The sequence below is a fragment of the Streptomyces sp. Ru73 genome, from assembly GCF_002920575.1.
Taxonomy (GTDB): Bacteria; Actinomycetota; Actinomycetes; order Streptomycetales; family Streptomycetaceae; genus Streptomyces.
This window is the reverse complement of sequence record NZ_PQSQ01000076.1, coordinates 1-25,389: the sequence shown is the minus strand read 5'-3', so window position 1 is coordinate 25,389 and position 25,389 is coordinate 1. Positions and strand designations below refer to the sequence as shown.

The window sequence follows — 25,389 nt, the reverse complement described above, 5'->3', positions numbered from 1 at the left end:
CTATCGGGGCCATTCACAATTCCCGGATGGTGTCTGCACGTTCACTGGGACAGCCTGGCCACAGCTGCCGGCCGAGCACGTCGCAGCAGCGTCCGCAGATGTCCAGCGAAGGGACGGGGCATGGCACACCTTTCAGCCGAGGAGCCCGTGGCAGCACACCACCTGCGCAACTTCATCGACGGCCGGTGGCGCCCGGCCGAGTCCGGCCAGACCAGGACCAACCTCAACCCGGCCGATCTCACCGACCGGATCGGGGAGTTCGCCGAGTCCGGCGGCGTCGACGTGGACCGCGCCGTCGAGGCCGCTGCGGCCGCGCTGCCCGCCTGGCGCGAGCTGGGCCCCATCCGCCGCGCAGCGGTCCTCACCGAGGCCGGCCGCCGGCTCACCGACCGGGCCGCCGAGTTCGCCCGCGCCATCACCCGGGAACAGGGCAAACTCCTCCGCGAGGCACGGGGCGAGGTGGCCAGGGCCCGTGCCGTACTGGACTTCACCGCCGGCCAGGCCCGGCTGCTCGGCGGCGTCACCGCGCCCGCCGAGGAGGAGCGCACCTTCGCGTACACCTTCCGGCGGCCCATCGGCGTCGTCGGCCTGGTCTCGCCGTGGAACTTCCCACTGGCCATCCCGATGTGGAAGGTCGCCCCCGCGCTGCTCTCCGGCTGTACGGCCGTCCTCAAGCCGTCACCGCTCACCCCGCTCACCGCTGCCCTGCTGACCGAGGTCTTCCACGAGGCGGGGCTGCCCGACGGGGTGCTCAACCTCGTCCAGGGCGACGTCGCGGCCGGCGAGGCACTGGTCGCCAACCCGGCCGTGGCCGGCATCAGCTTCACCGGCTCGCTCCCCGTGGGCACCGCCATCCATGCCGGCGGCGCGCACCGGCTGCTCCGCACCCAGCTCGAACTGGGCGGCAAGAACGCGGTGATCGTGCTGGACGACGCCGATCTGGACGGCGCGGTCGAGGCGGTCGTGCACGGTGCGTTCGGGCAGGCGGGCCAGCGGTGCAGCGCCACCAGCAGGGCCGTCGTCGACGTCCGCGTACGGGACGCCTTCCTCGACCGGCTGGTCGCCCGGGTCGCGGGGATGAAGGTCGGGCCCGGCACCGACCCCGCCTCGCAGATCTGCCCGGTGGTCAACCCGGCCCGGATGGAGGCCGCGCTCGCGGCCGTCGCCGGGGCGCAGCGCGACGGCGGCAAGGTGCTGTGCGGCGGCGGCCGCGCCACCGGGGAGGGGCTGCCGGACGGCTGCTACGTCCAGCCCACCGTCATCCGCGACGTGCCCTGGGACAGCGAACTGGCCCAGGAGGAGGTGTTCGGGCCGGTGCTCGCGGTGGTCGACGCCGACGGGTTCGACGACGCCATGCGGATCTCCAACTCCGTGAAGTACGGCATGTCCGGCACGATCTTCACCGCCTCGCAGTCCCGCGCCTTCGAGGCCATCGAACGCTTCGAGGCGGGCATGCTGCACGTCAACCGCCCCGGCGTCGGCGCGTACGCGCACCTCCCGCACGTCGGCGCGAAGGCGTCCCAGTACGGCCCGCCGGAGTGCTCCCCGCAGGTCTGGGACTTCTACACGGAGTGGCACTCGGCCTGCATCAGCTACTAGCCGCGGGCGACAGCTCAGGGGGACGGGGAGAGGGCGTACTCGGTGTACCGGCCGCAGGGGCGGAAGCCCAGTCGCCGGTAGACCGGTGCGCCCTCCGCCGACGCCTGCAGGACCGCGGTGCGGTGGCCCTCGGCGCGGGCCGTGCGGAGGGCCGCGAGGGTGATCGCGCCGCCGTACCCGCGGCGGCGGTGGGTGGCCAGGGTGGCGATGTTGTAGATCCCGGCCACCTCCGCGTGCAGGAAGACCTCGGCCACGCAGACCGGGCGGTCCGCCGCGTACCCGACGAGGTAGCGGGCCGGGCAGCCGGCGGCCAGCGCCTGCGGGGCCGCGCGGTCGAAGAAGCGGCGGACGGTGGCGGCGGGCGGGTGCCAGTTCGCGGCGAGGACCGCGGCGAAGCCGGCGAGTTCCGCGGGCGTGGTCACCGGGCGGATGTCCAGGCCGCCCGCGTGGGCCCGCGGCAGGTCGTCGCCCAGCTCGGCCCACATCGCCGTCTCGTGCTCGGCCGCCGGCAGCCCGGCGGCCGACAGCTGCGCGCCCAGGTCCTCCGGTACCGAGTCCGGCCCCACCCACCAGGAGAACGGACGGCCGGTGGCGGTCAGCTTCCGTACCGTCCCGGAGATCCGCTCCGGCGCCGTACCGGGCCGGAAACGGGCCGCCGCGACGATGTTGAAGGTGTCGTCGTGCAGGCCGCTGTCGGCGACCAGGAGGTCATCGGTCTCCGTGACGGTCGCGCCGGCCATCCGCCGGTGCAGGTGGCAGGCGTGTTCGGCCAGGTTGTCCGTCATCCTGGCCGGCAGATCGCGTACCGGGGGAGTGCTCGTCGGGCGCATCGGTCCATGATGCCCGCCCGTACGAGAAGAGCCCCGACCGGACGGGGGAGGCCGGTCGGGGCGGTCTGGTGCGGCTGCCGATGGCGGTCGCCTCTCGGCGAAAGGCTCCGTGGGGCTTCAGCCGAACGATCTTCCCCACGGGCAATAGGTGAGGCCCGGGGACACTGTCCCACCGGCAGTCGCACGTATGTCAGCAAACGGGGTGGGCCGGGCATTCCACGGCAAAGAGGTGATCTGGCTCACAAGGCGGCGCAATGTGTCGCTCCCCTTATTTGTGCAGGTCAGCGCCCCGCCACGACCTCCTCGGCAAGCCCGAAGGAGAGCGTCATCCCGGCCCCGCCGACGCCGTTGACCACCGTCACGCCGGGCTCCGGATCGACCACCAGTTCCGTACGGCCGTCCCGGAGCGAGGGGTAGTAGCCCGACCAGCGTTCGGTGACCGCGGTGTCCGGGAGCCGCGCGAAGCCCGCCAGATAGTCCATGATCGCCGCGTTGATCGCCTCGCTCTCGAACGGGTCGTGCGTCGTCGCGTACGCATGGCTGTCGCCGATCGTCAGTCGCCCGTCCGCCGTCTGCGACAGCAGCACGTGGATGCCGTTGTCCCGGTGGAACGTCAGCTCCGCCCGCATCCGCGCGTCCAGCGCCGCGCGCGCCGCCAGGTCCTCGAACGCCGCGTAGTGCAACAGCGTCAGCCCGCCGCACAGCATCGGACCCAGCTGCCAGCCGCCCGGCTGTACGCCCGTCCGCAGCATCTGCAGCTTGCAGCGGACCAGCCCGCTCGCCGCGAACACCTCCGGGTACAGCGTCTCGAAGTCGTTCCCGCTGCACACGAAGACCCGGTCCACCCGCCAGTCCCCGGCCGTCGTCGAGACGGCCGGCAGGTCGATGCCGCGGACCGTCGTCCCGAAGCGCACGTCCACGCCGTACTCCTCGGCCAGGTGCGCGGCGACCGCAGGGATCGCGTGCCGCGGATCGACGTTCAGCTCCGTCGGGCTCCACATCGCGGCCAGCAGCCCGTCCGGACGCACGGCATGGCTCCGCGCCACCGTCTCCCGCGCGGTGAGCAGCTGCGTACCGCGGTCCCTGGCCGCCGGCGTGGTGGCCACGAACTCCTCCAGCACCGCGGCCTCGTCCGGGTGGTGCGCCAGGTGCAGCGAACCGGCCGGCGCGGCCCACAGCCCGGTCTTCGCCGCCACCTCCAGCCAGATCTCGCGGCTGCGCAGCGCCCTCTCGTAGATCGCGCCGCGCCGCTGGCCCACCGCCCAGATCATGCCGAAGTTGCGGATGGAGGCGCCGACGGAGCGGTCGTCGCGCTCGAAGACGACGACGCGGTCGCCGCGCTCGGCGGCCGCGAGGGCGTGTGCGAGTCCGACGATGCCGCCGCCGACGACGGCGGTGTCGGCCCGCCGCTCGGTACGGCCGCCGCGGGGCGTGGTACGGGTCGCCATGGGTGATCCCCTCTCAGTGGTGGTGCACTGCGGATGGAACCTCTGGATGGACCGGGGAGCGGTTCAGGACGCCGCGGCCGGCAGGCGGTGCCACTGCGGCAGCATCAGGAGGCCGGCGAGCAGGGCCGCGGCGGCGAAACCGTAGAACAGGGCGGTGCTGGACAGGAAGCCGGGCAGCAGGCCGCCGAGGATCGCGCCGACCGAGCCGCAGCCGTTGACCAGCCCCGCTGCCGTGCCCGCGCCGCCCGCGGTGCCGAAGTCCACCGCGGCCACACAGCTGATCATCGCGTCGGCCGCGTACACGGCCAGCCCGATCACCGCCAGCACCGCGAGCATCACCGCCGCGCTGCCGGTCGCCGTCAGCGGCATGAACAGCGCGAGGACCACGGTCAGCAGGGCCAGCGCCAGGACGCACGGCGGCACCCGTCGGGACCGGAAGAGGGTGTCGGACACCCAGCCGATGAGGATCGGCGCGAGCACGCCCGCGACCCCGAACGCCACGGGGATGAGGGTGGCGCCCACCTTGCCGACCTCTGGCAGCCGCCGGCTGACGATCACCGGGCCCCACAGCAGGATCGCGTACCGGGCCGGCTTCAGCAGGAAGTACGCGGCGCCGAGCGTCAGCACCATACGGTCGCGCAGCGCCTCCCTGTACAGCGTCAGCGCACGCTGCCGGGGCTGCGCCGCGGGCGCGCCGGCCGTGGGCTCCTCCTCGGTACGGTTCGGGTCGGGCAGCCCCACGTCCTGCGGGGTGTTCCGCTGGAAGACCAGGAACAGCGCCAGGACCACGGCGAGCGTCACCGCGCCCGCGAAGAACGCCGCGTGCCAGCTGCCGAACACCTCGTACGCCCACCAGCCGAGGAACGGTGGCGCCGCGAGCCCGCCGAAGGCGTAGTTGCTGCTCCAGATGCCGAGCACCCGGCCGCGCTCGCGCACCGCGAAGAAACTGCCCATGTTCTTGCACAGCGGCGCCCAGCCCGCCGACTGCGCCAGCCCCTGGACCACCATCGCGCCGCCGAACACCAGCACCGCGCTGCTCAGGCCCATGGCGCACGCGGCGACGACCGCGCCGGCCATGCCGCCGGCCACCACCACCCGCGGACCGAAGCGGTCCGCCCACATGCCCCACAGGAACTGCCCGGCCGCGTACGCCGCGAGGTACACCGCGTCCAGCACGCCCAGCACCTGCTCGGTGAGCACCCCGCTGACCAGGGGATCGTCCAGGATGCCGAGCTTGGCGACGGAGAACGCCTGGCGGACGAAGTAGAAGCCCGCGTACGCGATCCAGGTGACCGCGAAGATCTGCCGGCGCCAGCGGGCCGTCCGCTTCAGCGCCTCCCGCGTGGCGAGCGCGGGCCCGGGTGGTGGTGACGGTACGGACTGCGGTGCGAGGTCGGCCATGGCGGTGTCCTGTCCCTCGGCCTGGATTCGGGCATGACGGGGCCCCGGCGCGCGCCTCGGCGGCACGCCGGGGCCGGGGTGGTGCGATGCGTCCGTATGGGGGGTTGGGTGACGGTAGGTCAGGTGACGGGGTCCAAGGGGCGGTTCAGGCGGTGAGCGGCACCTCCGCCGCCACCGACGTGCCCACCCAGTAGCTGTCGAAGTTGCGCAGCCGGTGGGCCGGCGGAAGCGGCCCGACCGGCGCGTTCACCAGGAACGGCACCCGCTGCTCGGACAGTCCGCCGTGCGAGCGCAGCGGCTCGGTGAAGCCGGAGATGTCGTGCCGCGCCGGCGTGGTGCCCAGTACCGTGTTGCGCTCGGCGATGACGACCAGCTCGCCGATCCGGTCGCCGGGCAGCTCGAAGCGGACGCAGGCCCGCTCCCGCCCCATCACCTCGGCCACCCCGTCCAGCGTGGCCAGTCCGGCGCGGAGCGCGTCCACGTCGGCGCCCGCCGGCAGGTGCACCGTGGCGTACGAGCCGAGCGCACCGTGGTGCACGGTGTACGGGTCCGTGATCGGCAGCACGACGCGCGCCGCGCCCGCACCCAGCCGCGCGTCCAACTCGTCCTGCAAATAGACCACTTGGGCCTCTCCGCTGCCATCGCTCTTGGCGTTCATGCCGTGATCGGCGGTGACGACGAGGACCGCGCCGAGCGCGTCGATCCGCGCGAAGTACCGGTCCAGCATGGCGTAGAAGTCGTTCGCGACGGGGGAGCCGGGCGCGTGCTTGTGCTGGATGTAGTCCGTCAGCGAGAGGTACATCAGCTCCGGACGCTCCCGCTCCAGCACGTCCACGCCCGCGGCCATCACCAGCTCGCTCAGTTCGGCGCTGTAGACCGAGGGCAGTGCCATGCCGGCCCGCTCCAGCACCTTCTCGATGCCGTTGTCCTCCTGGGTGACCCGGTCCGCCTTCTCCGCCGAGAAGCAGATGCCGTCCCGCAGGCCCTTGCCCAGCAGCCGGCGCAGCTTGTCCTTCGCGGTGATCACCGCGACCTTGGCGCCCGCCCGCGAGAACTCCGCGAACAGCGTCGGCGCCCGCAGCAGTTCCGGGTCGTTCATCATGACCTCGGCGTCGGCCGCCGGGTCGTAGAAGTAGTTGCCGCAGATCCCGTGCACCGACGGCGGCACTCCGGTCGCGATGGACAGGTTGTTGGGATTGGTGAAGGACGGCATCGTGCAGTCCGCGCGCAGATCGCTGCCGTCCCGCAGCATCCGCTCCAGGAACGGCATCCGGCCGTCGGCGATGGCCCGCTCGTGGTAGGCGTCCTCGCTGCCGTCGATGCACACCACGACGACGGGCCGGACGGGCCAGGCGTAGCCGCGTCCGTTGACGGTCAGCCGCTCGGCACCAGCTTCCTTCATGTGCGGTTCCACCCCTGAGGTCGAAGTCGGCGGCCGGTCGTGCCGCCCTGCCCCACCAGGGAACACCGCCGGGGCCCGGCGCAGAACCACCGGAATTCCTATACCGCCCATAGCCGAGTGGGGCATGGCCGGTTCCGCCGTTGCAGCGGCGCCGTGCGGCGGTGTGCGATCGACCTGCCGACCGTCCGTGCGAGGGGAGTGGTGATGAGCGATCAGGAGGCCGGGGCGCCGCCGGACGGCGCACCCGTGGCTGTCGTACTGGCGGGCGGCGGTGCCCGCGGTGCCTACGAGGCCGGCATGCTGGCGGAGCTGCTGCCGAAGCTCGCCGCGGCCGGGCAGCGCCCGAACACGTTCGTGGGCACGAGCGCCGGCGCCTTCAACGCGGTGCTCTTCGCCTCGTTCGCGCACCTGCCCGCCGAGCAGGCCGCCGACGAGGCGCTCGGCGCCTGGCGCAGCCTCACCAAGGACCAGGTCTTCACGCCGTTCCTCCCCCGGGCCGTGCCGGTCGTCCTGCGGCAGTACCTCACCGGGCTGTTCGACCCGAAGAGCCCACCGCTCTCCGGCCTCCTCGACACCCGCCCGCTGCGCGACACCCTCCGGACGAAGCTGGACTGGCACCGGCTGCACGCCAACATGCTGAGCGGCACGGTGCAGGCCGTGGCGGTGGCCGCCACGGCCTGCCACAGCGGCCGGACCGAGATCTTTACGGAGGGCCCGCGTGCCACCGCGCTGCCGGAGAGCGACGCCGACCGCGCGGTGGACTACACCCGGACCGTGCTCACCGAGGAGCACGTGCTGGCCTCCGCCGCCATCCCGGTGGCCTTCCCGCCCGTGTACGTCCAGGAGGCCGGCGGCTGGTACATGGACGGCGGGGTGCGGCTCAACGCGCCCATCAAGCCGGCCATCGCGCTCGGCGCCCGCCGTGTCGTCATCATCGCCACCTCCCCGCTGCGGTACCTGCCCCGCGCCCACCGGAAGGCCGCACCCCCGCCCTCCGTACTGGACGTCTCCGCGCAGGTCATGAGCGGTGTGCTGGCCGACCGGATGATCGAGGACACCCGCACCCTCGGCAAGGTGGACGAGCTGCTGAAGTCCGGCGGCAAGGCCACCAGCCCCGCCGGGCGCGCCTACGAGATCGTGGAGTACCTCTACGGCAGCCCGCAGCGCGGCCAGTCGGGACAGCTCGGCGAGTGCGCCGCCTACGTCCTCGACACGTACTTCCGCGGCACCCAGCGGCTGACCAACCTCGACCTGACCGTGCTCGCCTTCCTCCTCGGCCCGGGCCACAGCCGCGGCGAACTCCTCAGCTACCTCCTCTTCGAACCCGAATTCCTCGACGCCGCCATGGAACTGGGCCGCCGCGACGCCCAACTCCTCCTCGACGAAGCCGGCAACGACGCCACCAAGCTGTGGCGCAGCGACGCGCCCTAAGCCCCGCCTCTGCGCCGCAGGCCCAGTGCGCCCACCGTCAGGAGCAGGACCACCGTCCCCAGTGTGAAGGCTTCGAAGGCGGGGCGGGTGACGCCCCAGGTGGCGTGGAAGGCGTAGTCCAGGCCGACGAGGTGTTCCAGGGTGCCGGGGAAGAGGGCGACCCAGGAGCCCAGCACGATCCAGGCGTAGACGAGGACCGCGCTGCACACGAAGCCGGGGGTGCCGAACGGGACGCGGTACGGGCGGGGCGCCTCGGGGCGGCGGAGCCGGAGGCGGATCAGGGCCGGCACTATCACCAGGTACGACAGCAGCAGGGTGGTGATGGCGACGGTGAGGACGACGCCGAAGACGGCTGCCGCGTCACCGGCCGCCAGGTTCATCGCGGCCACCATGAACAGCGTCGCGGTGATCCCCGAGAGGAGGTTCATCCGGACCGGCGTGCCCAGCCGCGGGTGGAACGCGCCCAGCCCGCGGCGGAAGAACCCGCCGTCCGCCGCCGTCATCGCCTGCATCCGGTCGCTGACGATCATCCACGCACTGCCCTGGGTGAGCAGCGCGAAGACGAACAGCACGGCCGTCGTGGTCAGCAGCGGCCCGCTCCACGCCCCGTACACCCCGAAGACCAGCCGCGCCGCGTCCATGAACCCGCCGATGCCCGTCACCTGCCCGGCCGGCGCCGCCGAGAGGATCGCCAGGACGGGGAGCAGGTAGCAGCACGCGGCGATCAGCCCGGAGATGCCGATGGAGACCGGCACGTCCCGCTGCGGGTCGTGCATCTCGTCGCCCGCCGCGTTCGGCGCCTCGAACCCCACGTACGCGAAGAGGAGCACCGGCACCAGGGCCAGGAACCCGGCCCCGGACGGCGCGAAGGAGGCATGGCCCAGGCCGTGGAAACCGTGCGCCACGCCGTACGCGACCGCCGTGCCGGAGAAGACGGCGAGCGCCAGCACCTTCGCCGCCGCGCCCGCCGTCGTGATCCACTTGCCGCGGCGCAGCGACACGATCGCGGTGAGGATCGCCGCCCAGATGAACACCAGCTTGAACGCGTAGTCCGCCACCGTCCCCGACCCGAGCGGGAAGACGAAGCCGTCCCACGCCTCCGCCGCGACGAACACCAGCGAACCGCCGAGCCACACCGGATTGGTGACCCAGTAGAACATCGTGGTGAGCGCGGCGGCGGAGCGCCCGAACGCCAGCTTCACCCAGACGTACGGACCGCCCTCCTGCGGGAAGGCGGCCCCCGTCTCGGCGAAGACCAGCGCGTACGGCAGCAGGAAGCCCACCGCGAGCACGGCGATCCAGGTGACGGCCTCGCCCCCGCCGGTGGCGAGCTGCCCCAGCACGTCGAAGGAGATGACGGCCGCGACGCCCATGGCCATGATGTCGAACCGGCGCAGGCTGCGGTGCAGATGCGGAACGGCCCCCTGCGGCGGCGAAGGCGGCGGCGACGGTGGTGCGGGTGCGGATCCGGTGGGTGGTACGGACACGGCAGATCGCCCTTCCATTCGTGGCCGGTCGCGGCCGAGCGGAGCGAGGGACTCGCGGCCGGGCGGATCAGGCCCGGATCTCTCCGGTGGGCAGGGTGCGTTCCAGGACCGACCGCAGTGCTGTGGCGGTCTCCTTGGCCTCCGCCTCGGTCATGACCAGCGGCGGCGACAGCACGATGCTGTGCGCGGAGTCCCGGACGATCACCCCGGTCTCGCGCCGGATCACATCGTGCGGCATCCGCTCGGGCCGCACCGGCAGCGGCTCGCGGGTCGCGCGATCGGCGACCAGCTCGACGGCGAGCATCATGCCCACCGACCGCACCTCGCCGACCACCGGCACCTCCCCGAGCTGGGCCTCCAGCTCGCCGTGGAGCGTCGCGCCCAGCTCCACCGCGCGGGCCAGCAGCCCCTCCCGCTCGATGATGTCGAGGTTGGCGAGCGCGACCGCGGCCGCGACCGGGTGGCCGTTGTAGGTGTAGCCCATCGGGAAGCCGTGCTCGCGCAGCAGCTGCTCGGCCACGTGGTCCCCGACCAGCAGCGCGCCCAGCGGCGTGTACCCGGAGGTGATGCCCTTGGCGGTGACGATGATGTCGGGCGTGACGCCGAAGTGCTGGGCCGCGAACCACTCGCCGACCCGCCCGTACGCCGTCACCACCTCGTCGAAGATCAGCAGGATGCCGTGCCGGTCCAGCACCTCCCGCACCCGCGGCCAGTAGTCGGCCGGCGGCACCAGCATGCCGCCCACGCCCATGATCGGCTCACCGATCATCGCGGCGATGTTGCCGGGCCCGATCTCCGCGATCCGCTCCTCCAGCTCCCGGATCAGGAAGTCCGTCACCTGCTCGGGGGTGCGCGCCTCGCCGCCGTACAGCTCGGTGCGGTAGGGCCACGGCGGCGTCAGGTGGCTGACGTGCGGCATCATCGGCGCGAAGCCCTCGTGGTACAGAGGGAAGCCGGTCGCCGACCCACCGCCGTAGCCGATCCCGTGGTACGCCTTGTCGCGCGCCAGGATCCAGGTGCGGGAGGACTCGCCGCGCCGGTGGTGGTAGTAGCGCGCCATCTTGATCGCGGCCTCGTTGCCCTCCGAGCCGCCGGAGGTGAAGTAGACATGGCCGAGCCCGGCGGGGGCGAGCGACGTGAGCCGCGTGGCCAGCTCGATCGCCCGGTCGTTGGAGAACTCCCAGAAGCTGGTGAAGTACTCCAGCTTCCGCATCTGCTCGGCTGCGGCTCGCGCCACCTCCTCCCGGCCGTGCCCGATCTGCGCGAGCCAGAGCCCGCCGGTGGCGTCGAGGTACGAGCGGCCCTCGGCGTCGGTGAGCCGGCAGCCGGACCCCTCGGTCATCACGACCCGCTCCTCGACGGAGGAGGGCAGGTACGGGTGGATGATCCGGGCCCGGTCGGCGGCGGCGAGAGCGGTGTGGTCCATGGTGGGGTGTCCTTCCGTGGGTGCCGTGGGAAGTGCCGTGGGCAGTGCTGTCACGCGTCCTGGCCGTAGTGGAGCCAGGTGGTCTTCAGCCCCGTGTACTTCTCGAAGGAGTGCAGCGAGAGGTCCCGGCCGAAGCCGGACTGCTTGAAGCCGCCGAACGGCGTCACCGGGTCGAGCGCGTCGACGGTGTTCACCGACACCGTCCCGGCGTGCAGCGCGTCGCTCACCCGGTGCGCCCGGCCGATGTCCCGGGTCCACACCGAGGCGGCCAGCCCGTACGGGGAGTCGTTGGCGAGCCGCACCGCTTCCGCCTCGCCGGCGAACGGCAGGACGGCCAGCACGGGGCCGAACAGCTCCTCGCGGGCGAGCGGCGCGTCCGGCGTCAGGCCGGTCACCACGGCCGGGTCGACGTACGCGCCGGGGCGTGCCGGGCGGGTGCCGCCGCAGACCACCGTCGCGCCGGCGGCACGCGCCGTCGACACGGCGCTCACCACACGGTTGGCCTGTGCCTCGTCCACGAGCGGCCCGAGCACCGTGGCGGGGTCGAGCGGATCGCCGGGCCGCCACCGCCGTACGTGCTCCACGACCCGCGCGGTGAACTCCTCTGCGACCGAACTCTCCACCAGCAGACGGGTGTTGGCGGAGCAGACCTGGCCGGAGTTGTAGAGGAAGCCCCAGGCGGCCTTCTCGGCGGCGGCCGTCAGGTCGGCGTCGGCGAAGACGAGGTTGGGGCTCTTGCCGCCGCACTCGGGCCAGACCTGCTTGAGGTTGGACTCGGCGGCGTAGGAGAGGAACAGCTTGCCGACGGCCGTCGAGCCGGTGAAGGCCAGCGCGTCCACGTCGGGGTGGCGGCCCAGGGCCTGCCCCGCCTCCTCGCCGAAGCCGGGCACCACGTTCAGCACGCCGTCGGGGATGCCGGCCTCCGCGGCGAGCCGGGCCAGCAGCAGTGCGGAGAGCGGGGACTGCTCGGCGGGCTTGAGCACCACGCTGTTCCCGGCGGCCAGCGCGGGCGCCAGCTTCCAGGCGGCCATGTCGAGGGGGAAGTTCCAGGGCACCACGGCCCCGACCACGCCGAGCGGCACCCGGCGCACCACCGCGAGGCTGCCCGGCGCGGTCGGCGCGACCTCGTCGTACAGCTTGTCGACCGCCTCCGCGTGCCAGGCGAAGCAGCCGGCCGCGCCCGGTACGTCGACGGTGAGCGTCTCGGTGATGGGCTTGCCCATGTCGAGGGTGTCGAGCAGCGCCAGCTCAGCGCCGTGCGCGGTGAGGAGTTCGGCCAGGCGCAGCAGCCGGCGCTTGCGCTCGGCGGGCGCGGCCCGGGACCAGCGGCCGTCCTCGAAGGCGGTGCGGGCCGCGCGCACGGCCGCGTCGACGTCGGCGGCGCCGCAGCGGGCGACCTCGGCGACGGGCTTGCCGGTGGCGGGGTCGATGTCGGTGAAGGTGCGGCCGTCGGCGGCTTCGGTGTATCCCCCGCCGAGAAACGCCCGGGTCTCCGGGCGGAGCGCGGCGGCCCGCCGCTGCCATTCCTGATGAGTGGGTGCGTGTTCCACGCCGCCTCCTGGCGGAAGAGTGGTGGGCGAAGCATTCCTTGCACGCATTCTTTGAACGCAGATTCAAACTATGGGGCGATAGTCTGTCAATGCATCGCGGGGCAGAAAACCGCATTCGTTGACGTCGGAAACGGGGAATCAGCGGCATGGCGAGGACCAAGAACCAAGGCGCGAGGCGGGAGGCGCTCATCGAGGCGGCGGGCCGGGCCATCACCGGGCGCGGCCTGGCGGGCCTGCGCATCAAGGACATCGCGGCCGAGGCGGAGGTCTCGGCCGGCTCGGTGCTCTACTACTACCCGGAGCTGGACGACCTGGTCTTCGAGGTCCACCAGGCCGCCGTGGAGCGCTATCTCGCACACCGGCACGCCGAGACCGACGCCATCACCGACCCGGTGGCACGCCTGCGCGCGGCGGCCGGAAGCGGCCTGCCGCGCGACAGGGACGACGGGGTGCACAAGCTGCTCTACGAACTGCACGGGCTCGCCGACCGCAGCCGGCCGCACGCCACCTTGATGGCGTCGCTGTACGCACGCGAGGTCGCGCTCTACACGACCGTGCTCGAACTCGGCGCCGCAGCAGGGGAGTTCACGCTCACCGCGCCGCCGGCCGAGGTGGCGCGCGACCTGGTCGCGCTGGAGGACGGGTACGGCCTGCACATCTTCAGCCGCAACCCGGCGGTGGACCACGCCACGGCGTACGACGCGGTCCTCCGCTTCGCCCGTACGGTCACGGGGTGCGCGCGGCTGTGAGCCGCGCCCGCTGCCGGGGATCGGCCGCCAGCGACGCCGCCGTCAGCGCCAGGGCCGTCGCACCGTCCAGCACGGCACGGTCGGCCTCCGGCGTCACGCAGTGCGCGGCGAACTCCTTCTGATGGTTCACCGCGGGCAGTGACCCGATGCCGAGGTACGGATGGATCGCGGGCAGCACGCGGGACACGTTGCCCATGTCGGTCGAGGCCCGGTTCATCCGCGCCTCGGGCGCCGACGGCGGGGTGAACGTCCGCCCGACCGCCTCCGCGTGCGCCCGGTACAGCCCCAGCATGTCCGTGTCCGTACGGAACTCCGCGTACGGCGGGCTCTCGTGCGCCACCGACAGCTCACACCCGGCCGCCAGCGCGCCCGCCTCGAAACACCGCTCGACACGTGGCCGCACCGCCGCCAGCTCCTCCAGCGAACCGGCCCGGACGTACCACCGCCCGCTGGTCCGCTCGGGGATCGCGTTCGGCGCCTCACCGCCACGGGTCACCATCCCGTGCACCCTTACGGAGTGGGGGAGTTGCTGGCGCAGCAGGCCGATCGCGACCTGCGCGACGGTGAACGCGTCCGCCGCATTGCGGCCCCGCTCGGGATAGGCCGCGGCGTGCGCCGCCTTCCCCTCGTAGTCGATCCGCAGATGCGCCACCGCGTACGGCTCCGCCTCCGCGACGTCCACGGGCCCCGGATGCACCATCATCGCCGCGTGCATCCCGTCGAACGCACCGCGCTCCAGCATCAGGATCTTGCCCCCGCCGCCCTCCTCGGCCGGCGTGCCCAGCACCGTCACCGTCAGCCCCAGGTCGTCGGCGACCCGGGCCAGTCCGGCAGCGGCGCCCACGGCCGAGGCGGCGATGATGTTGTGCCCGCAGGCGTGGCCGAGCCCCGGCAGCGCGTCGTACTCCGCGCAGAGCGCCAGGTGCAAGGGCCCGGAGCCGATCGTCGCGGAGAAGGCGGTGGGCAGGTCGCAGATCCCGGGCGTGACCCGATAGCCCAGGTCGGCGAGGGCGGACGCGGTCCAGTCGGCGGCCCGCTCCTCCTCCCAGGCGGTCTCCGGGTGGGCGTGGATGCGGTGGCTGAGGGCCAGCAGGTCATCGGCGGAGGCGGCGACGGCGTCCCGTACGGCGGAGTGCGCGGCCGTATCGGTACTGGTCATGCGGGATCACCCGGCACGCCGTACCCCGGTGCGGCCGCCGGATCCAGCGCACGCCGGACGTAGTCCGCCGCCTGCGGCTCCCACCGCTTCCACAGGTCCGCCAGCTCCGCGATCGGATCGCCGTCCGACCAGTCCACCCGCAGATCGGTGACCGGCCACGCCACCTGGCCGCTGACCAGCAGCCCCGCCGAGTGCACAGGCCCTGCCTCGCCGCCCGCTGCCGCGCCCGCCGCCAGCGCCTCCACCAGCCGCCGGGCCAGTGGCGCCGCGGGGTCCGCCGCGGCGAAGGCGGCCAGCATCGCGGCCGGCACGCCGGGGTCGGCGAGGAGGTTGCCCGCGGCGACCGCGTCCTCGCCCACCGCCTCCGCGTGCACCCCCAGGGTGCGGTCACCGGAGTACGCGGCGGGCTCACCGGACGCGCCGATGACCGTCAACTGGCGCCAGTCCACGTGCCGTACGGCCGCGGCGAGCCGCGCCATCGCCGTCCCGGCACCGGTACCGGCGGCCAGCGCGTCCAGCAGTTCGGGGCCCAGCCGGGGGTCCGTGACGTTCTGCGAGCAGGCGGCGCCGACTCCGGCCCGTACGTACGCACAGCGCGCGGCGACGGCGGGGGAGGACGAGGACACGGCGACGCCGAACTCGCCGGTGCGGGTGCAGCGCGCGGCAATGGAGAAGGTCACTCGGCCGCCTCCGCCCGGATCGCCGCGGCCTCGGCCCGCCGCTCCTGCGGGATCACCGCCGTCGCGTCGATCTCCACCAGCCACTCGGGCCGGGCCAGCGCCGAGACGACCAGGCCCGTCGAGACGTAGTGCACGCCCTTCAGCCAGCGGCCCATCACCCGGTACACGTCCTCACGGAAGCGGATGTCGGTCAGATACACGGTGATCTTCACGATCTCGTCGAGCCGGCTGCCGCACTCCCGCAGCAGCAGGTCGATGTTGGCCATCGCCCGCTCCGCCTGCGCGGCCACGTCACCCACCCCGACGTTCTCGCGGGTCTCCAGGTCCTGGCCGATCTGGCCGCGCAGGTACACCGTGCCCTCGGCGACCACGGCCTGCGCCAGGTCGTTGGAGAGCTGCTGCTCGGGATAGGTGTCGGCGGTGTTGAAGCGGCGGATGCGGTCGTGCGGGGCGCTCACTTGGCGGTCCTCCCGAGGGTTCCGAGTACGTTGTCCGACAGTCCCGCCGCGTCCTTCACCAGGTCCAGCGGACCGTCCCAGTCGAAGTTCCGGTAGACCGCGCCGAGATGCGCGAACGGCGGGGACTGCGCGAACAGCTGGAAGGTGAGCCGGTGCCCCGCGTAGTCGGAGTTCAGCAGGTCACGGGCGTACGCGAGGAGCTTGCGGCGGTCCTCGGCGACCCAGTGCTCATTGATCGAGTAGAACTTCGTGAGCCACGGCGCGGTGTCCGGGTGGTCGAAGGACGCCTTGTCCGGCGTGATGCAGATCTGCCCGCCGCACAGCTCCCGCGCGATGTGCATCATCTCGTGCAGCTGCGAACAGGCCAGCACCCGGCCGGTGTACAGCAGCGACTGATGCGGCATCAGCAGCCCGCCGGGGCTCGGCTCCGCCATCGCCACCGCCGCCGTGAGGTGCGCGTTGATGCCCTCCCGGTAGCAGGCCAGCGTCGCCAGCTTCTCCTGCACGGCCTGCTGCTTCTCCAGCCCGGTCTGCTTCACGTTCCACAGCGCCGCGCCGATCATCAGGTCAGCGAGCCGCAGGTTGCGCTGGGTGAAGGCATACGCGCTGTACCGGTGCAGCGTGGCCCGGATGAACGTGGCCGCCTTGGTGTCCCGGTAGAACAGCACGTTCTCCCACGGGATCTCGACGTCGTCGAAGACCACCAGTGTGTCGACCTCGTCGAAGCGGTTGGCCAGCGGATAGTCCTCGGCCGGAGCGCGCCCCGCGAAACCGGTGCGGCAGATGTACTTCAGCCCCGGCGAGCCCATGTCCAGCATGAACCCCAGCGCGTAGTCGGAGAGTTCGGAGTCGCCCCAGTTGGCGATGGTGGGCTTGGTGAACGCCTGGTTGGCGTACGCGGCGGCCGTCTCGTACTTCGCGCCGCGCACCACGATCCCGCGGTCCGTCTCCTTCACGACGTGCAGCAGCATGTCCGGGTCCTGGTCCTGCGGACGCTTGGACCGGTCACCCTTGGGGTCGGTGTTGGCCGACACGTGGAACGGGTCGCCGAAGCACGCCCGGTCGATGTGGCGCTTGACGTTCTCGCTGTACGCCGGGTTGATCGCGTCCAGCACGTCCTGGCCGTCGATCAGCGACCACACCTCGCCGATCGTCTCGTCGCCGACCCGGGTCACCACCCCGCCGACGTCGGTGAGCACCGCGTCCGTCGCGGCCCGCTTGGCGTCCCAGTCGGCCTTCGTGCGCGGCGGCTTCTGCTGCACCGCGTTGACCTCGCCGGTGTCCGGGTCGGTGTACGTCATGACGTCACGGGTGCCCGGCTCGTGGGCCATGTCGTAGATGCGGGCCCGGATGTCGACCAGCGGCTTGAAGGCGGGGTGCGCGGTGACGTCGGCGACCTTCTCGCCGTTGATCCACACCTCCCGTCCGTCGCGGATCGACTCCCGGTACTGCTCCCCGGTACGGATCATGCGGGTGCTCCTCAGGGTGAAGGGAACGAGGTCAGAGGGGGCGGGGCGCCCCGTACGCACGCGCGTGGTGGACCAGCGGCCGCGCGGCGGTGACGGACGAGGCGAGCACCTCGCCCAGCAGGATGCGGTGCGTTCCGTGCTCGTGGCCGGCGGCCAGCCGGCAGTCGAAGACGGCGGCGGCACCGGCCAGACCGGGGGCGCCGGTCTCCAGCGGCCGCCAGCTCGCACAGCCGAAGTCGTAGGGCTGGTACGGCACTTCACCGCCGGACGCGCGGCCCGCGAAGACGTCGGAGACGTGGGCCTGGTCGACGGCGAGGACGTTGACGGTGAAGACGCCGTTGCGCACCGCGGCGTCCGCCAGCGGGCTGCGCAGGTTGACGCACACCAGCAGCGACGGCGGATCGGCGGAGACCGAACTCATCGCGCTGACCGTCTGCGCGAAGCGGCCGGCGGGGCCGTCGGTGGCGACCACCGTGACGCCGGTGGCGGCGTTGCCCATGGCCGCGACGAAGTCCGCGCGGCGGGTACGCGGATCCACCGCGTCGTCCAGAGTGAGGGTCATCATCAGCCTCCCGAGGCGTGCGGGGTCTGCTGATCCCTGACTATGGGCGCGCGCTCCCTCATCCGTAAAGCAGAGGTTTCCGAGCAACTGCATCTGTTTTCCAGATGGCTGTGATCCGCGCAGGTCAGGCCCGCTCCGGGGGCCGCACCGTGGGAGGGATCAGGTGCCCAGCGCCGCCCGGCACACCGCCGCGAACGCCTGCGCGCGGGCCGTCGGCCGCACCCCCGACAGCCGCGCCAGTACCACCGGCAGCGCCGGCAGCGGATCGGTCAGCCGCAGCGCCACGGCGCGCCCGCCGTCGTACGTCGCGTCGTGCACCGGACGCTGGTTCAGCAGCGCGAAACCGTGCCCCGCCGCCACCATCGCACGCACCGTCTCGTAACTCGTGCTGCGGTGCCGCACCTTGGGCTCCACCCCCGTCTTCAGGAACAGCGAACGGAAGTAGTCCCGGCTCAGCGGCAGGTCCAGCAGGATCATCGGCTCCGCCGCCAGGTCCGCGAGCCGCACCGCGCCCGCACCCGCCAGCGGATGGCCCGCCGGCACCAGCGCGTACGGCGGCGCCACCGCCAGCACCTCCCGCTCGATGTCCGGGTCCAGCCCCAGGTCGTACAGGAGCGCCAGCTCGCACCGGCCGCCCCGCAGATCCTGCTGCACCGCCCGGATGTCGCCCTCGGTGACCTCCACCCGCACCGCGGGATGCGCGTCCCCGAACTCCCGCAGCAGCCGCGGCAGGAAGAACGGCGCCAGCGTCTGGAAGCAGCCCACCGCCAGCTCGCCCACCAGCTCCGTCCCCAGACTGCGGGCGGTCTCCGTCAAGCCCTCGGCATGCGTGAGGAATCCGCGCAGCTCGTGCAGGAAACGCTCGCCGGCCCGGGTCAGCGACAGACCCTTGGCGTGGTGCCGTATCAGCAGCTGCACCCCCAGCTCCCGCTCCAGATGCGTCACCGCGGTGGAGATCGCCGACTGCGACACACTGATCCGCTGCGCCGCCGCCGTCATGCTGCCGAGCTCCGCAGCGGCGAGGAAGTAGCGGAGCTGTACGAGGGTGAAGTTGGCGTCCTTGGGCATGGCGTGATCCTCGCACCCTCCCTGCATCAATTCATCAGATGGAAGAGCACGGATTTCTCTGATTGACCGGACCAACGCGCGTCCTCAACACTCCCAGCCATCGCCCCCTCTCACGTCCCTCGGTCCGAGGAGTGCCCGTGCCCGAAGCCGCAGGAGGCGCGGCAGCGCCCGCCGCAGTGGAACACCACACCATCGACCACGTCCCCGAAACCGAACGGCACGGCCGGGTCCGCGACCTGTTCACCATGTGGTTCGGCACCAACATCGCGCCATTGCCGCTGGTCACCGGTGCCATGGGCGTCCAGGTCTTCCACCAGTCCTTCCTCTCCGCCGTCCTCGCCATCGCCGTCGGCCAGCTGATCGGCGGCGTCTTCATGGCGCTGCACTCCGCGCAGGGTCCGCAGCTCGGCGTGCCCCAGATGATCCAGAGCCGGGCGCAGTTCGGCTCGGTGGGCGCCCTGCTCATCGTGGTCGTCGCCGCCGCGATGTACGTCGGCTTCTTCGCCTCCAACATCGTGCTCGCGGGCAAGTCACTGCACGGCCTCGCGCCCGCCGTCCCGGTCGACGCCGGCATCCTGCTGGGCGCGGCCGGCTCGGCGGCCATCTGCCTGATCGGCTACCGCCTCATCCACACCCTCAACAAGCTCGCCACCGTCGTCCTCGGCCTCGGCATCCTCGCCGGACTCGGCACGGTCGTCGCCCGCGGCCTGCCCGACGACTTCCTCACCCGCGGCTCCTTCACCTTCGCCGGCTGGCTCGCCACCGTCTCCCTCAGCGCCCTGTGGCAGCTGGCGTTCGCGCCGTACGTATCGGACTACTCCCGCTACCTGCCGCGCACCGTCCGCACCGCCAGCACCTTCTGGGCCACCTACTGGGGCTCCTGCCTGGGCTCGGCGCTGCCGTTCCTCGCCGGTACCGTCGTCGCGCTGGTCAGCCCCGACCCGGACGCGGTCGCCGGCTTCCACGACGCGGCCGGCGCCTTCGGCCCCGTACTCCTCCTGCTCTTCCTCTTCAGCGTCATCAACCACAACGCGCTCAACCTCTACGGCGCGGTGCTGTCGATGATCACCATCGGGCAGACGTTCCGCGCCCGCTGGCAGCCGCGCGTCGTCGCACGCGGCGCGGTCTCCGCACTGGTCCTCGCCGTCGCCCTGGTCATCGCACTCGGCCTGTCCAGCGACTTCGTGAACCACTTCGTCAATCTCGTGCTCGTCCTGCTGATCGTCCTCGTCCCCTGGACCGCGATCAACCTCATCGACTTCTACCTGCTGCACCGCGGCCGCTACGACTTCGACGCCCTCTTCGCCCCCGACGGCGGCCGCTACGGACGCTTCAACCCCGTGGCGCTCGGCTCGTACGCCGTCGGCATCGTCGTCCAGATCCCCTTCCTCGCCACCGACCTCTACACCGGCCCGTTCGCCGCGCACCTCGGCGGCGCCGACCTCTCCTGGCTCGTCGGACTGGTCGTCACGGCACCGCTGTACCTGCTGTGGGCACGGTCCCGGCAGCGGTCAGGGCACGGCCCCGGCACCGTGGAGACCACGGAAGAGCCGCCCGTGGCCCTGTCCGGCGGCCGGTCGGACGGTTAGGCTGCGCGACGGCCGAGCGATCTTCGAAAGCCCCCGGGGGCGCCATGGAACTCAACCTCCACCGGCTCTGGATCTTCATGCAGGTCGTCGAGCACCAGGGCTTCTCCGCCGCCGCGCAGAAGCTCTACATGAGCCAGCCCTCCGTCTCCAACCAGGTACGCAGGCTCGAACAGTCGCTGCGCGTCACGCTCGTCGACCGGTCGGGAACCCGGGCCAGGCCCACCGCCGAGGGCGAGGTCCTCGCCGAGTACGGCAAGCGGGTCTTCCTCCTCGCCGAAGAAGCGGTCGCCGCCGTGCAGCAGGTCAGCGGCCTCGCCACCGGACGGCTGCTGGTCGGCGGCTCCACCACCGTCGGCACCTACCTGCTGCCGGCCCTGCTCGCCCGGTACCGCGAACGTCACCCCGCCATCGAATGCGACATCTTCGTCGGCAACGGCGAGGCCGTACAGGAACAACTGCTCGGCGGCGGCATCGGCGTCGCCGTGGTGGCCGGCAGCCCGCACGGCGACCGGCTCGTCGTGGAGACCGTGCTCGACGAGCGGCTGGTTCTCGTCGCGGCCCCCGGCCACCGGCTCGCCGGCGCGGACCGGGTGACGCCCGAGGAACTGGCCGGGGCAAGCTTCCTGCTGCGCGAGCCCGGCTCCCAGACCCGCAGCCTCCAGGAACAGGTACTCGCCGACTGGTCCCTGGAGAACGCGCCGCGCGCAGACATCTGGGGCCCCGAGGCGGTCAAGCAGTGCGTCGCCGCCGGGCTCGGCCTCTCCCTCATCTCCGAACACGCGGTGGGGGAGGACGTACGGGCCGGCCGGCTCGCCGTACTGCCCGTCGAACCCGCGCCGCAGCCCCGGCCGGTCAGCCTGGTGCACCGCAGGGACCGGCTGCTCTCCCCGGCGGAACGCGCCTTCCTCACGCTCCTCCGTGAACTGCGTCACTGGCCGGGGGAGCCGCCCCTGCCCGGAGCGGCCCGTACGGACGGGTAACGCCCGGTCAGCGGCAGTGTCGTACGCCACGTACCGCCCTGATCCGGCCGTCACCCGGTGCCTTCCGCCCCGGTGGCCCATTGCGGCCGGACAGGCCCGTGATCAGCCCAAGTGCGGTACCCGGGACGGTTCCGGGCGATTCCGCCGCACCACCGCGGGCGGGCAGGTCAGAGGCCGGTGACCGGCCCGTAGCGGGGCGTGATCGGCGTGGCACGCATTGCCACGGGAGCGGCGCGCGCCCGCGCGCTGACGCATGAATGCACCCGCCCGAACGGATGCAATATTGCACTTCTCCCTGGCAGGAGGGAGCGCAATCCCTGCTCGGACGGCCCCTGGCACCCAGTGCCGCGCACACCCCCGCCACCCGGCCGCCCCCGCCACACCAGCAAACGCCCCTGACCACCCCGCGCGCGTATCCGCCCGGGTCGGCAATGTGACCGGATCGGAGTGTGCGCGAAAGCGAACGAGCCGCCACAGTTACCGAACCAAATCAGGCAGGACCGACGGCCGCCCCTGGGGAGGGGACGGCACCGAGCGGACTGCCGCGACGGATGGGGTGGGAAAAGAAGTGTGGGCTGTGATGGGGCGGTGAGGGCACTGCAGGTGAGGCAGGGCGACCTGGTGCTCATCCAGGGCCGTTGGCGGCAAGTCCAGTCCGTTAGAGCGGACGTACGGGCAGTGGGCGGACCCGCCGTGGTGCTGGTCTTCCAGCGCGGCTCGGCGGCACGCGTACGCGCCGCCGACGCACTCGCCGTACAGCGCGGCACCAAGTCCCCGCGGGCACAGGTGCCGTGCACGAACGTCCGCGGCGCCACCGCACGGCGCGTCGGCGTGGCGGGAGAGGCCCGCTGACCCGACCGCGGACGCGACCGGCGCCCGGAGACCGCTGCACCGGCGTCTCCGGGCGTCGTGTCGTGCGCCGTTGGCTCTGCGCCGTGGCGTGCTGAGGGCCACCAGCCGGGCGGAGACCGCTGGACACCATCTCCGGCGTCGGGCCGTGCCAGGGCCTGTGCGACCGTCTCCGGCCGCTGTGCCGTACCCGTACCGCTACGCCGCCGCCTCCGGGCGCCGCGCCGTACCGAGTACCACCGGCGACGACGGCAGCGTCACGCCCCGCGGCGGCACCCGCAGCCGCCGCTCCCGCTCCACCGCGAACCCGGCCGCACGCAGCGCCGCCACCGCATCCCGCGACGTATGGCAGCCGCCGTTCAGCAGCGGCCACACCGTACGGTCCGCCACCCGCTGCACCGCGCGCAGCCCGCGCCCCTCGGCCCGCACATGCTCCAGGAACCGCACCTCGGCGCCCGGCCGCAGCACCCGCCGCAGCTCCGCCAGCGCCCGCGGCACGTCACGTACCGAGCACAGCACCAGCGCCACCACCGCCGCGTCGAACGCCTCGCTCTTGACCGGCAGCGCCTCGGCGACCGCCGGCACCACGTCCACCGGCACCCCGGCGCGCGCCGCCTCCGTACGGGCCGCCTGCCGCAGCGCGGCCTCCGGCTCGACCGCCACCACCTCCGAGACGGTGCCCGGATAGTGCGCGAAGTTCAGCCCGCCGCCCGCGCCGATCTCGATGACCCGCCCCGACAGCCCCGCCAGCAGCTCACGCCGGAGCGGCCGCACCCCGCCGTGCACATCGGCGAGCGGCCCGAGCCGTACGTAGGCCCGGGCGAAGAGCGGGTGGTGCACGGCGGTCCGGTGTCCTCTGTTGCGCAGCGACATGCCTCGCCCTTCCCGAACGGCACGACAACGGCTTCCGTTTCTGATTGTGCCGCCGGGGACCGGGTTCGTCCCGGGCCCGCGCGGGACGGGTATCGGGCGGGTGCCGGTGCCGGGTGCCGGTGCCGAGGGGGCTCGGTCGTGCGCCGAGGGGCTGGGACGTGCGCCGGAGGGCGTTGTCCTGGCGCCCGGGGCCCTGTCCCGGCGTCGGCGCGCGCCGCCGTGGGCAAGGGGCACGTCCTGGCGGGGGAGACGCCGTCCTGCGCGAGGGCCACGTCCTGGCGTCTGCGGCGCCGTTCTAGAATGGCGTCTCGGCCGCGTCGGCGCTGAACGGCCCGCTTCGCGATTCCTGGCAGTGGTTCTGGCAGGGCCCTTCCCGATTCCTGGCAGGGCCCCTCCCTCTCCCCGTCCGAGGAGAGCGTCTCCCGCCGGGGAAACCACCCCCAACCGGGGGGATCCCCACCCGGGACCCCCGACTCGGGGATCCCAAGGAGACCCGTGACGGGGTCCCTCCCCCACCTCCGCCACACACCTCCCGAAGCTACCGCCCGCCACTGACAACCGACGCACGCCCAGCCCACCGTCAGGACGACAGAGCAGGACGCATGCCGAACCACCCCGCGCCAGCGGTCGAGGACGCCCACCCGGGCGCCGCGCCGGAGGCCACCACCGACGCCTACGCCCGCAAGGCGGTACTCGCCTCCGCCGTCGGCTACGGCCTGGAGGGCTTCGACCTCCTCATCCTCAGCTTCGCGCTCTCCGCGATCACCGCCGGCCTCCACCTGGACCCCGCCCAGGCGGGCTCGCTCACCACCATCACCCTCATCGGCTGCGTCGTCGGCGGCCTCCTCTTCGGCGTACTCTCCGACCGCCTCGGCCGCATCCGCGTCCTGACCTGGTCGATCATCCTCTTCGCCGTCTTCACCGGGCTCACCGCCATCGCCCAGGACTTCCCGCAGCTCGCCGCGGCGCGGTTCGTCGCGGGCATGGGCATCGGCGGCGAGTTCGGCATCGGCATGGCACTGGCCGCCGAGGCGTTCCCCAGCCGCAAGCGCGCCCGCGGCACCTCCTACGTCGGCCTCGGCTGGCAGACCGGCGTCCTCGCCGCCGCCCTGGTCTCCGCGCCCGTCATCGAAGCCTGGGGCTGGCGCGCCCTCTTCGCGCTCGGCGTGCTGCCCGCCGTCGCGGCCTTCCTCTTCCGCCGCACCATGCACGAGCCCGCCGCCTTCACCGCGGCGAAGGCCGCCGAGCGCCCGGCCACCGCGCCGCTCCGCTCCCTGGTCGCCACCCCCGCCGCGCGCCGCGCCACCCTCGGCGTCCTCGTGCTGACCTCGGTACAGAACTTCGGCTACTACGGCATCATGACCTGGCTGCCGAGCTACCTCTCCCAGCAGTTCGGCTACAGCCTCACCAAGTCCGGCGCCTGGACCGCCGTCACCGTCGTCGGCATGGCCTGCGGCATCCTCGCCTTCGGCCACCTCGCCGACCGCATCGGCCGCCGTCCCACCTTCTGGCTCTTCCAGGCCGGTTCGGTCGTCACGGTCCTCGCGTACGCCACGCTGTCCACGCCCACCGCGCTACTCATCGGCGGCGCCGTCATGGGCGCGTTCGTCAACGGCATGACCGGCGGCTACGGCGCGCTCATCGCCGAGCTGTACCCGACGCACGCCCGCGCCACCGCGCAGAACGTCCTCTTCAACGTCGGCCGCGGCATCGGCGGCCTGGCCCCGCTGGTCGTCGCCCTGGTCGCCGGCTCGTACGGCTTCCAGAAGGCGATCGGCCTGCTGGCCGTCATCTACGTCCTGGACATGGCCGCGATGCTCCTCATCCCGGAGCGCAAGGGCGCGGCGCTCGACTGACCCGTGCGTACGCGAAGGGGGCACCGGCTCGCAGCCGGTGCCCCCTTCTTCGTACCGCTAGTTCTGCCAGGTACCGCCCAGCCGAGGCGCCAGCCACCCCGCCGCCTCCGCGCGGAAACGGGCGGGCGGCAGCGCTCCCGACCCGGCCGGTACCAGGCCGAGCAGCGGCGCCCCCGCCGACTCCGGCAGGTCCGCGAGGTTGCAGCGGGAGGCGAGGTCCGGTTCGGCGGGCCAGCTGCCGATGACCACCCCCGGCGTGTCGATGCCCGCCGTGCGCAGTGCGAGCGCCGTCAGCGCCGTGGCGTTGAGTGTGCCGAGTCCGGCCTGCGCCACCATCAGCATCGGTGCGCCGAGTGCTTTGGCGGCGTCGGCGAGGGTGGCGCCGGTTTCGTCGAAGCGGACCAGGAGCCCGCCCGCGCCTTCCACCAGTACCAGGTCGTGCTCGGTGGCCAGTTTCTCCGCCGCGTCGGCGATCTCGTGCGGGCGTACCGGGGGCAGTCCGGCCCGGCGGGCGGCGGTGGCG

General features: G+C 72.8%; 22 protein-coding genes. 7 read left to right on the top strand and 15 right to left on the bottom strand.

All coding sequences use genetic code 11. From position 1 onward, the window contains the following. Positions 1-120 precede the first annotated feature (120 nt). A complete protein-coding gene (locus tag C3486_RS26755; protein ID WP_103835326.1) occupies positions 121-1,599 on the top strand; it encodes an aldehyde dehydrogenase in 1,479 nt (492 codons plus the stop codon). A 14-nt stretch (positions 1,600-1,613) separates the two neighbouring features. On the opposite strand, the gene C3486_RS26750 is transcribed toward C3486_RS26755, so the two are convergent. The 4 genes from C3486_RS26750 to phnA form a co-directional block, all read right to left on the bottom strand. Then, positions 1,614-2,384 (bottom strand): GNAT family N-acetyltransferase, encoded by a 771-nt coding sequence (locus tag C3486_RS26750; RefSeq protein WP_103835325.1) that lies wholly within the window; start codon positions 2,382-2,384, stop codon positions 1,614-1,616. A 326-nt stretch (positions 2,385-2,710) separates the two neighbouring features. After that, positions 2,711-3,877: a TIGR03364 family FAD-dependent oxidoreductase gene (locus C3486_RS26745; protein ID WP_103835324.1), complete on the bottom strand. Its 1,167-nt coding sequence runs from the start codon at positions 3,875-3,877 to the stop codon at positions 2,711-2,713. A 63-nt stretch (positions 3,878-3,940) separates the two neighbouring features. After that, a complete protein-coding gene (locus tag C3486_RS26740; protein WP_103835323.1) occupies positions 3,941-5,278 on the bottom strand; it encodes an MFS transporter in 1,338 nt (445 codons plus the stop codon). 145 nt (positions 5,279-5,423) lie between these two features. Then, complete coding sequence (gene phnA, locus C3486_RS26735) at positions 5,424-6,680, bottom strand: phosphonoacetate hydrolase (protein ID WP_103835322.1); 1,257 nt, start codon at positions 6,678-6,680, stop codon at positions 5,424-5,426. A gap of 204 nt (positions 6,681-6,884) precedes the next feature. On the opposite strand from phnA, the gene C3486_RS26730 reads away from it, so the two are divergent. Beyond that, a complete protein-coding gene (locus tag C3486_RS26730; protein ID WP_103835321.1) occupies positions 6,885-8,111 on the top strand; it encodes a patatin-like phospholipase family protein in 1,227 nt (408 codons plus the stop codon). Here the strand turns inward: C3486_RS26730 and C3486_RS26725 are convergent. The 3 genes from C3486_RS26725 to C3486_RS26715 all read right to left on the bottom strand — a co-directional run bounded on the left by C3486_RS26725 (position 8,108) and on the right by C3486_RS26715 (position 12,574). Beyond that, positions 8,108-9,598, bottom strand: a complete 1,491-nt coding sequence (locus tag C3486_RS26725) for an APC family permease (RefSeq protein ID WP_258053011.1) — start codon at positions 9,596-9,598, stop codon at positions 8,108-8,110. The two genes, C3486_RS26730 and C3486_RS26725, sit on opposite strands and share 4 nt — an antisense overlap. 67 nt (positions 9,599-9,665) lie before the next feature. Then, positions 9,666-11,024, bottom strand: coding sequence for an aspartate aminotransferase family protein (locus tag C3486_RS26720; protein WP_103835319.1), 1,359 nt, complete (start codon positions 11,022-11,024; stop codon positions 9,666-9,668). Positions 11,025-11,074: 50 nt separating this feature from the next. Continuing rightward, entirely contained in the window at positions 11,075-12,574 is a 1,500-nt protein-coding gene (locus tag C3486_RS26715) for an aldehyde dehydrogenase (protein ID WP_258053010.1), read from the bottom strand. A 146-nt stretch (positions 12,575-12,720) separates the two neighbouring features. Between C3486_RS26715 and C3486_RS26710 the strand changes: the two genes are divergently transcribed. Next, complete coding sequence (locus tag C3486_RS26710) at positions 12,721-13,323, top strand: TetR/AcrR family transcriptional regulator (protein WP_103835317.1); 603 nt, start codon at positions 12,721-12,723, stop codon at positions 13,321-13,323. Here C3486_RS26710 and C3486_RS26705 read toward each other — a convergent pair. The 6 genes from C3486_RS26705 to C3486_RS38615 form a co-directional block, all read right to left on the bottom strand. Beyond that, complete coding sequence (locus tag C3486_RS26705; RefSeq protein WP_103835316.1) at positions 13,301-14,482, bottom strand: M20 family metallopeptidase; 1,182 nt, start codon at positions 14,480-14,482, stop codon at positions 13,301-13,303. The two genes, C3486_RS26710 and C3486_RS26705, sit on opposite strands and share 23 nt — an antisense overlap. Next, entirely contained in the window at positions 14,479-15,162 is a 684-nt protein-coding gene (locus tag C3486_RS26700) for a DUF1028 domain-containing protein (protein WP_103835315.1), read from the bottom strand. Before C3486_RS26700 ends, C3486_RS26705 begins: the two co-directional genes overlap by 4 nt. Next, the gene (locus tag C3486_RS26695; protein WP_103835314.1) at positions 15,159-15,620 is read right to left on the bottom strand and encodes a RidA family protein; all 462 of its coding nucleotides are present in this window, start codon (positions 15,618-15,620) and stop codon (positions 15,159-15,161) included. The genes C3486_RS26700 and C3486_RS26695 overlap by 4 nt, the downstream gene beginning before the upstream one ends. Continuing rightward, positions 15,617-17,089 (bottom strand): 4-hydroxyphenylacetate 3-hydroxylase family protein, encoded by a 1,473-nt coding sequence (locus C3486_RS26690; protein ID WP_103835313.1) that lies wholly within the window; start codon positions 17,087-17,089, stop codon positions 15,617-15,619. The genes C3486_RS26695 and C3486_RS26690 overlap by 4 nt, the downstream gene beginning before the upstream one ends. A gap of 31 nt (positions 17,090-17,120) precedes the next feature. Beyond that, positions 17,121-17,654, bottom strand: coding sequence for a flavin reductase family protein (locus C3486_RS26685; protein ID WP_103835312.1), 534 nt, complete (start codon positions 17,652-17,654; stop codon positions 17,121-17,123). A gap of 156 nt (positions 17,655-17,810) precedes the next feature. Continuing rightward, positions 17,811-18,719 (bottom strand): LysR family transcriptional regulator, encoded by a 909-nt coding sequence (locus C3486_RS38615; protein WP_103835311.1) that lies wholly within the window; start codon positions 18,717-18,719, stop codon positions 17,811-17,813. A 137-nt stretch (positions 18,720-18,856) separates the two neighbouring features. On the opposite strand from C3486_RS38615, the gene C3486_RS26675 reads away from it, so the two are divergent. From C3486_RS26675 to C3486_RS37485, 3 genes are all read left to right on the top strand, one after another. Further along, a complete protein-coding gene (locus C3486_RS26675) occupies positions 18,857-20,308 on the top strand; it encodes a cytosine permease (protein WP_258053009.1) in 1,452 nt (483 codons plus the stop codon). Positions 20,309-20,352: 44 nt separating this feature from the next. Next, positions 20,353-21,288 (top strand): LysR family transcriptional regulator, encoded by a 936-nt coding sequence (locus tag C3486_RS26670; protein WP_103835310.1) that lies wholly within the window; start codon positions 20,353-20,355, stop codon positions 21,286-21,288. A gap of 678 nt (positions 21,289-21,966) precedes the next feature. Then, positions 21,967-22,140: a hypothetical protein gene (locus C3486_RS37485; protein WP_181138711.1), complete on the top strand. Its 174-nt coding sequence runs from the start codon at positions 21,967-21,969 to the stop codon at positions 22,138-22,140. Between the two features lie 195 nt (positions 22,141-22,335). On the opposite strand, the gene C3486_RS26665 is transcribed toward C3486_RS37485, so the two are convergent. After that, positions 22,336-23,010: a class I SAM-dependent methyltransferase gene (locus tag C3486_RS26665; RefSeq protein ID WP_103835309.1), complete on the bottom strand. Its 675-nt coding sequence runs from the start codon at positions 23,008-23,010 to the stop codon at positions 22,336-22,338. A 602-nt stretch (positions 23,011-23,612) separates the two neighbouring features. Here C3486_RS26665 and C3486_RS26660 point away from each other — a divergent pair. Next, on the top strand, positions 23,613-24,866 hold the full coding sequence (locus tag C3486_RS26660) for an MFS transporter (RefSeq protein WP_103835308.1): 1,254 nt from the start codon (positions 23,613-23,615) through the stop codon (positions 24,864-24,866). Positions 24,867-24,923: 57 nt separating this feature from the next. Here C3486_RS26660 and bioD read toward each other — a convergent pair. Next, the coding region (gene bioD, locus C3486_RS26655; protein ID WP_146075068.1) for an ATP-dependent dethiobiotin synthetase BioD at positions 24,924-25,389 on the bottom strand (466 nt) is incomplete at its 5' end.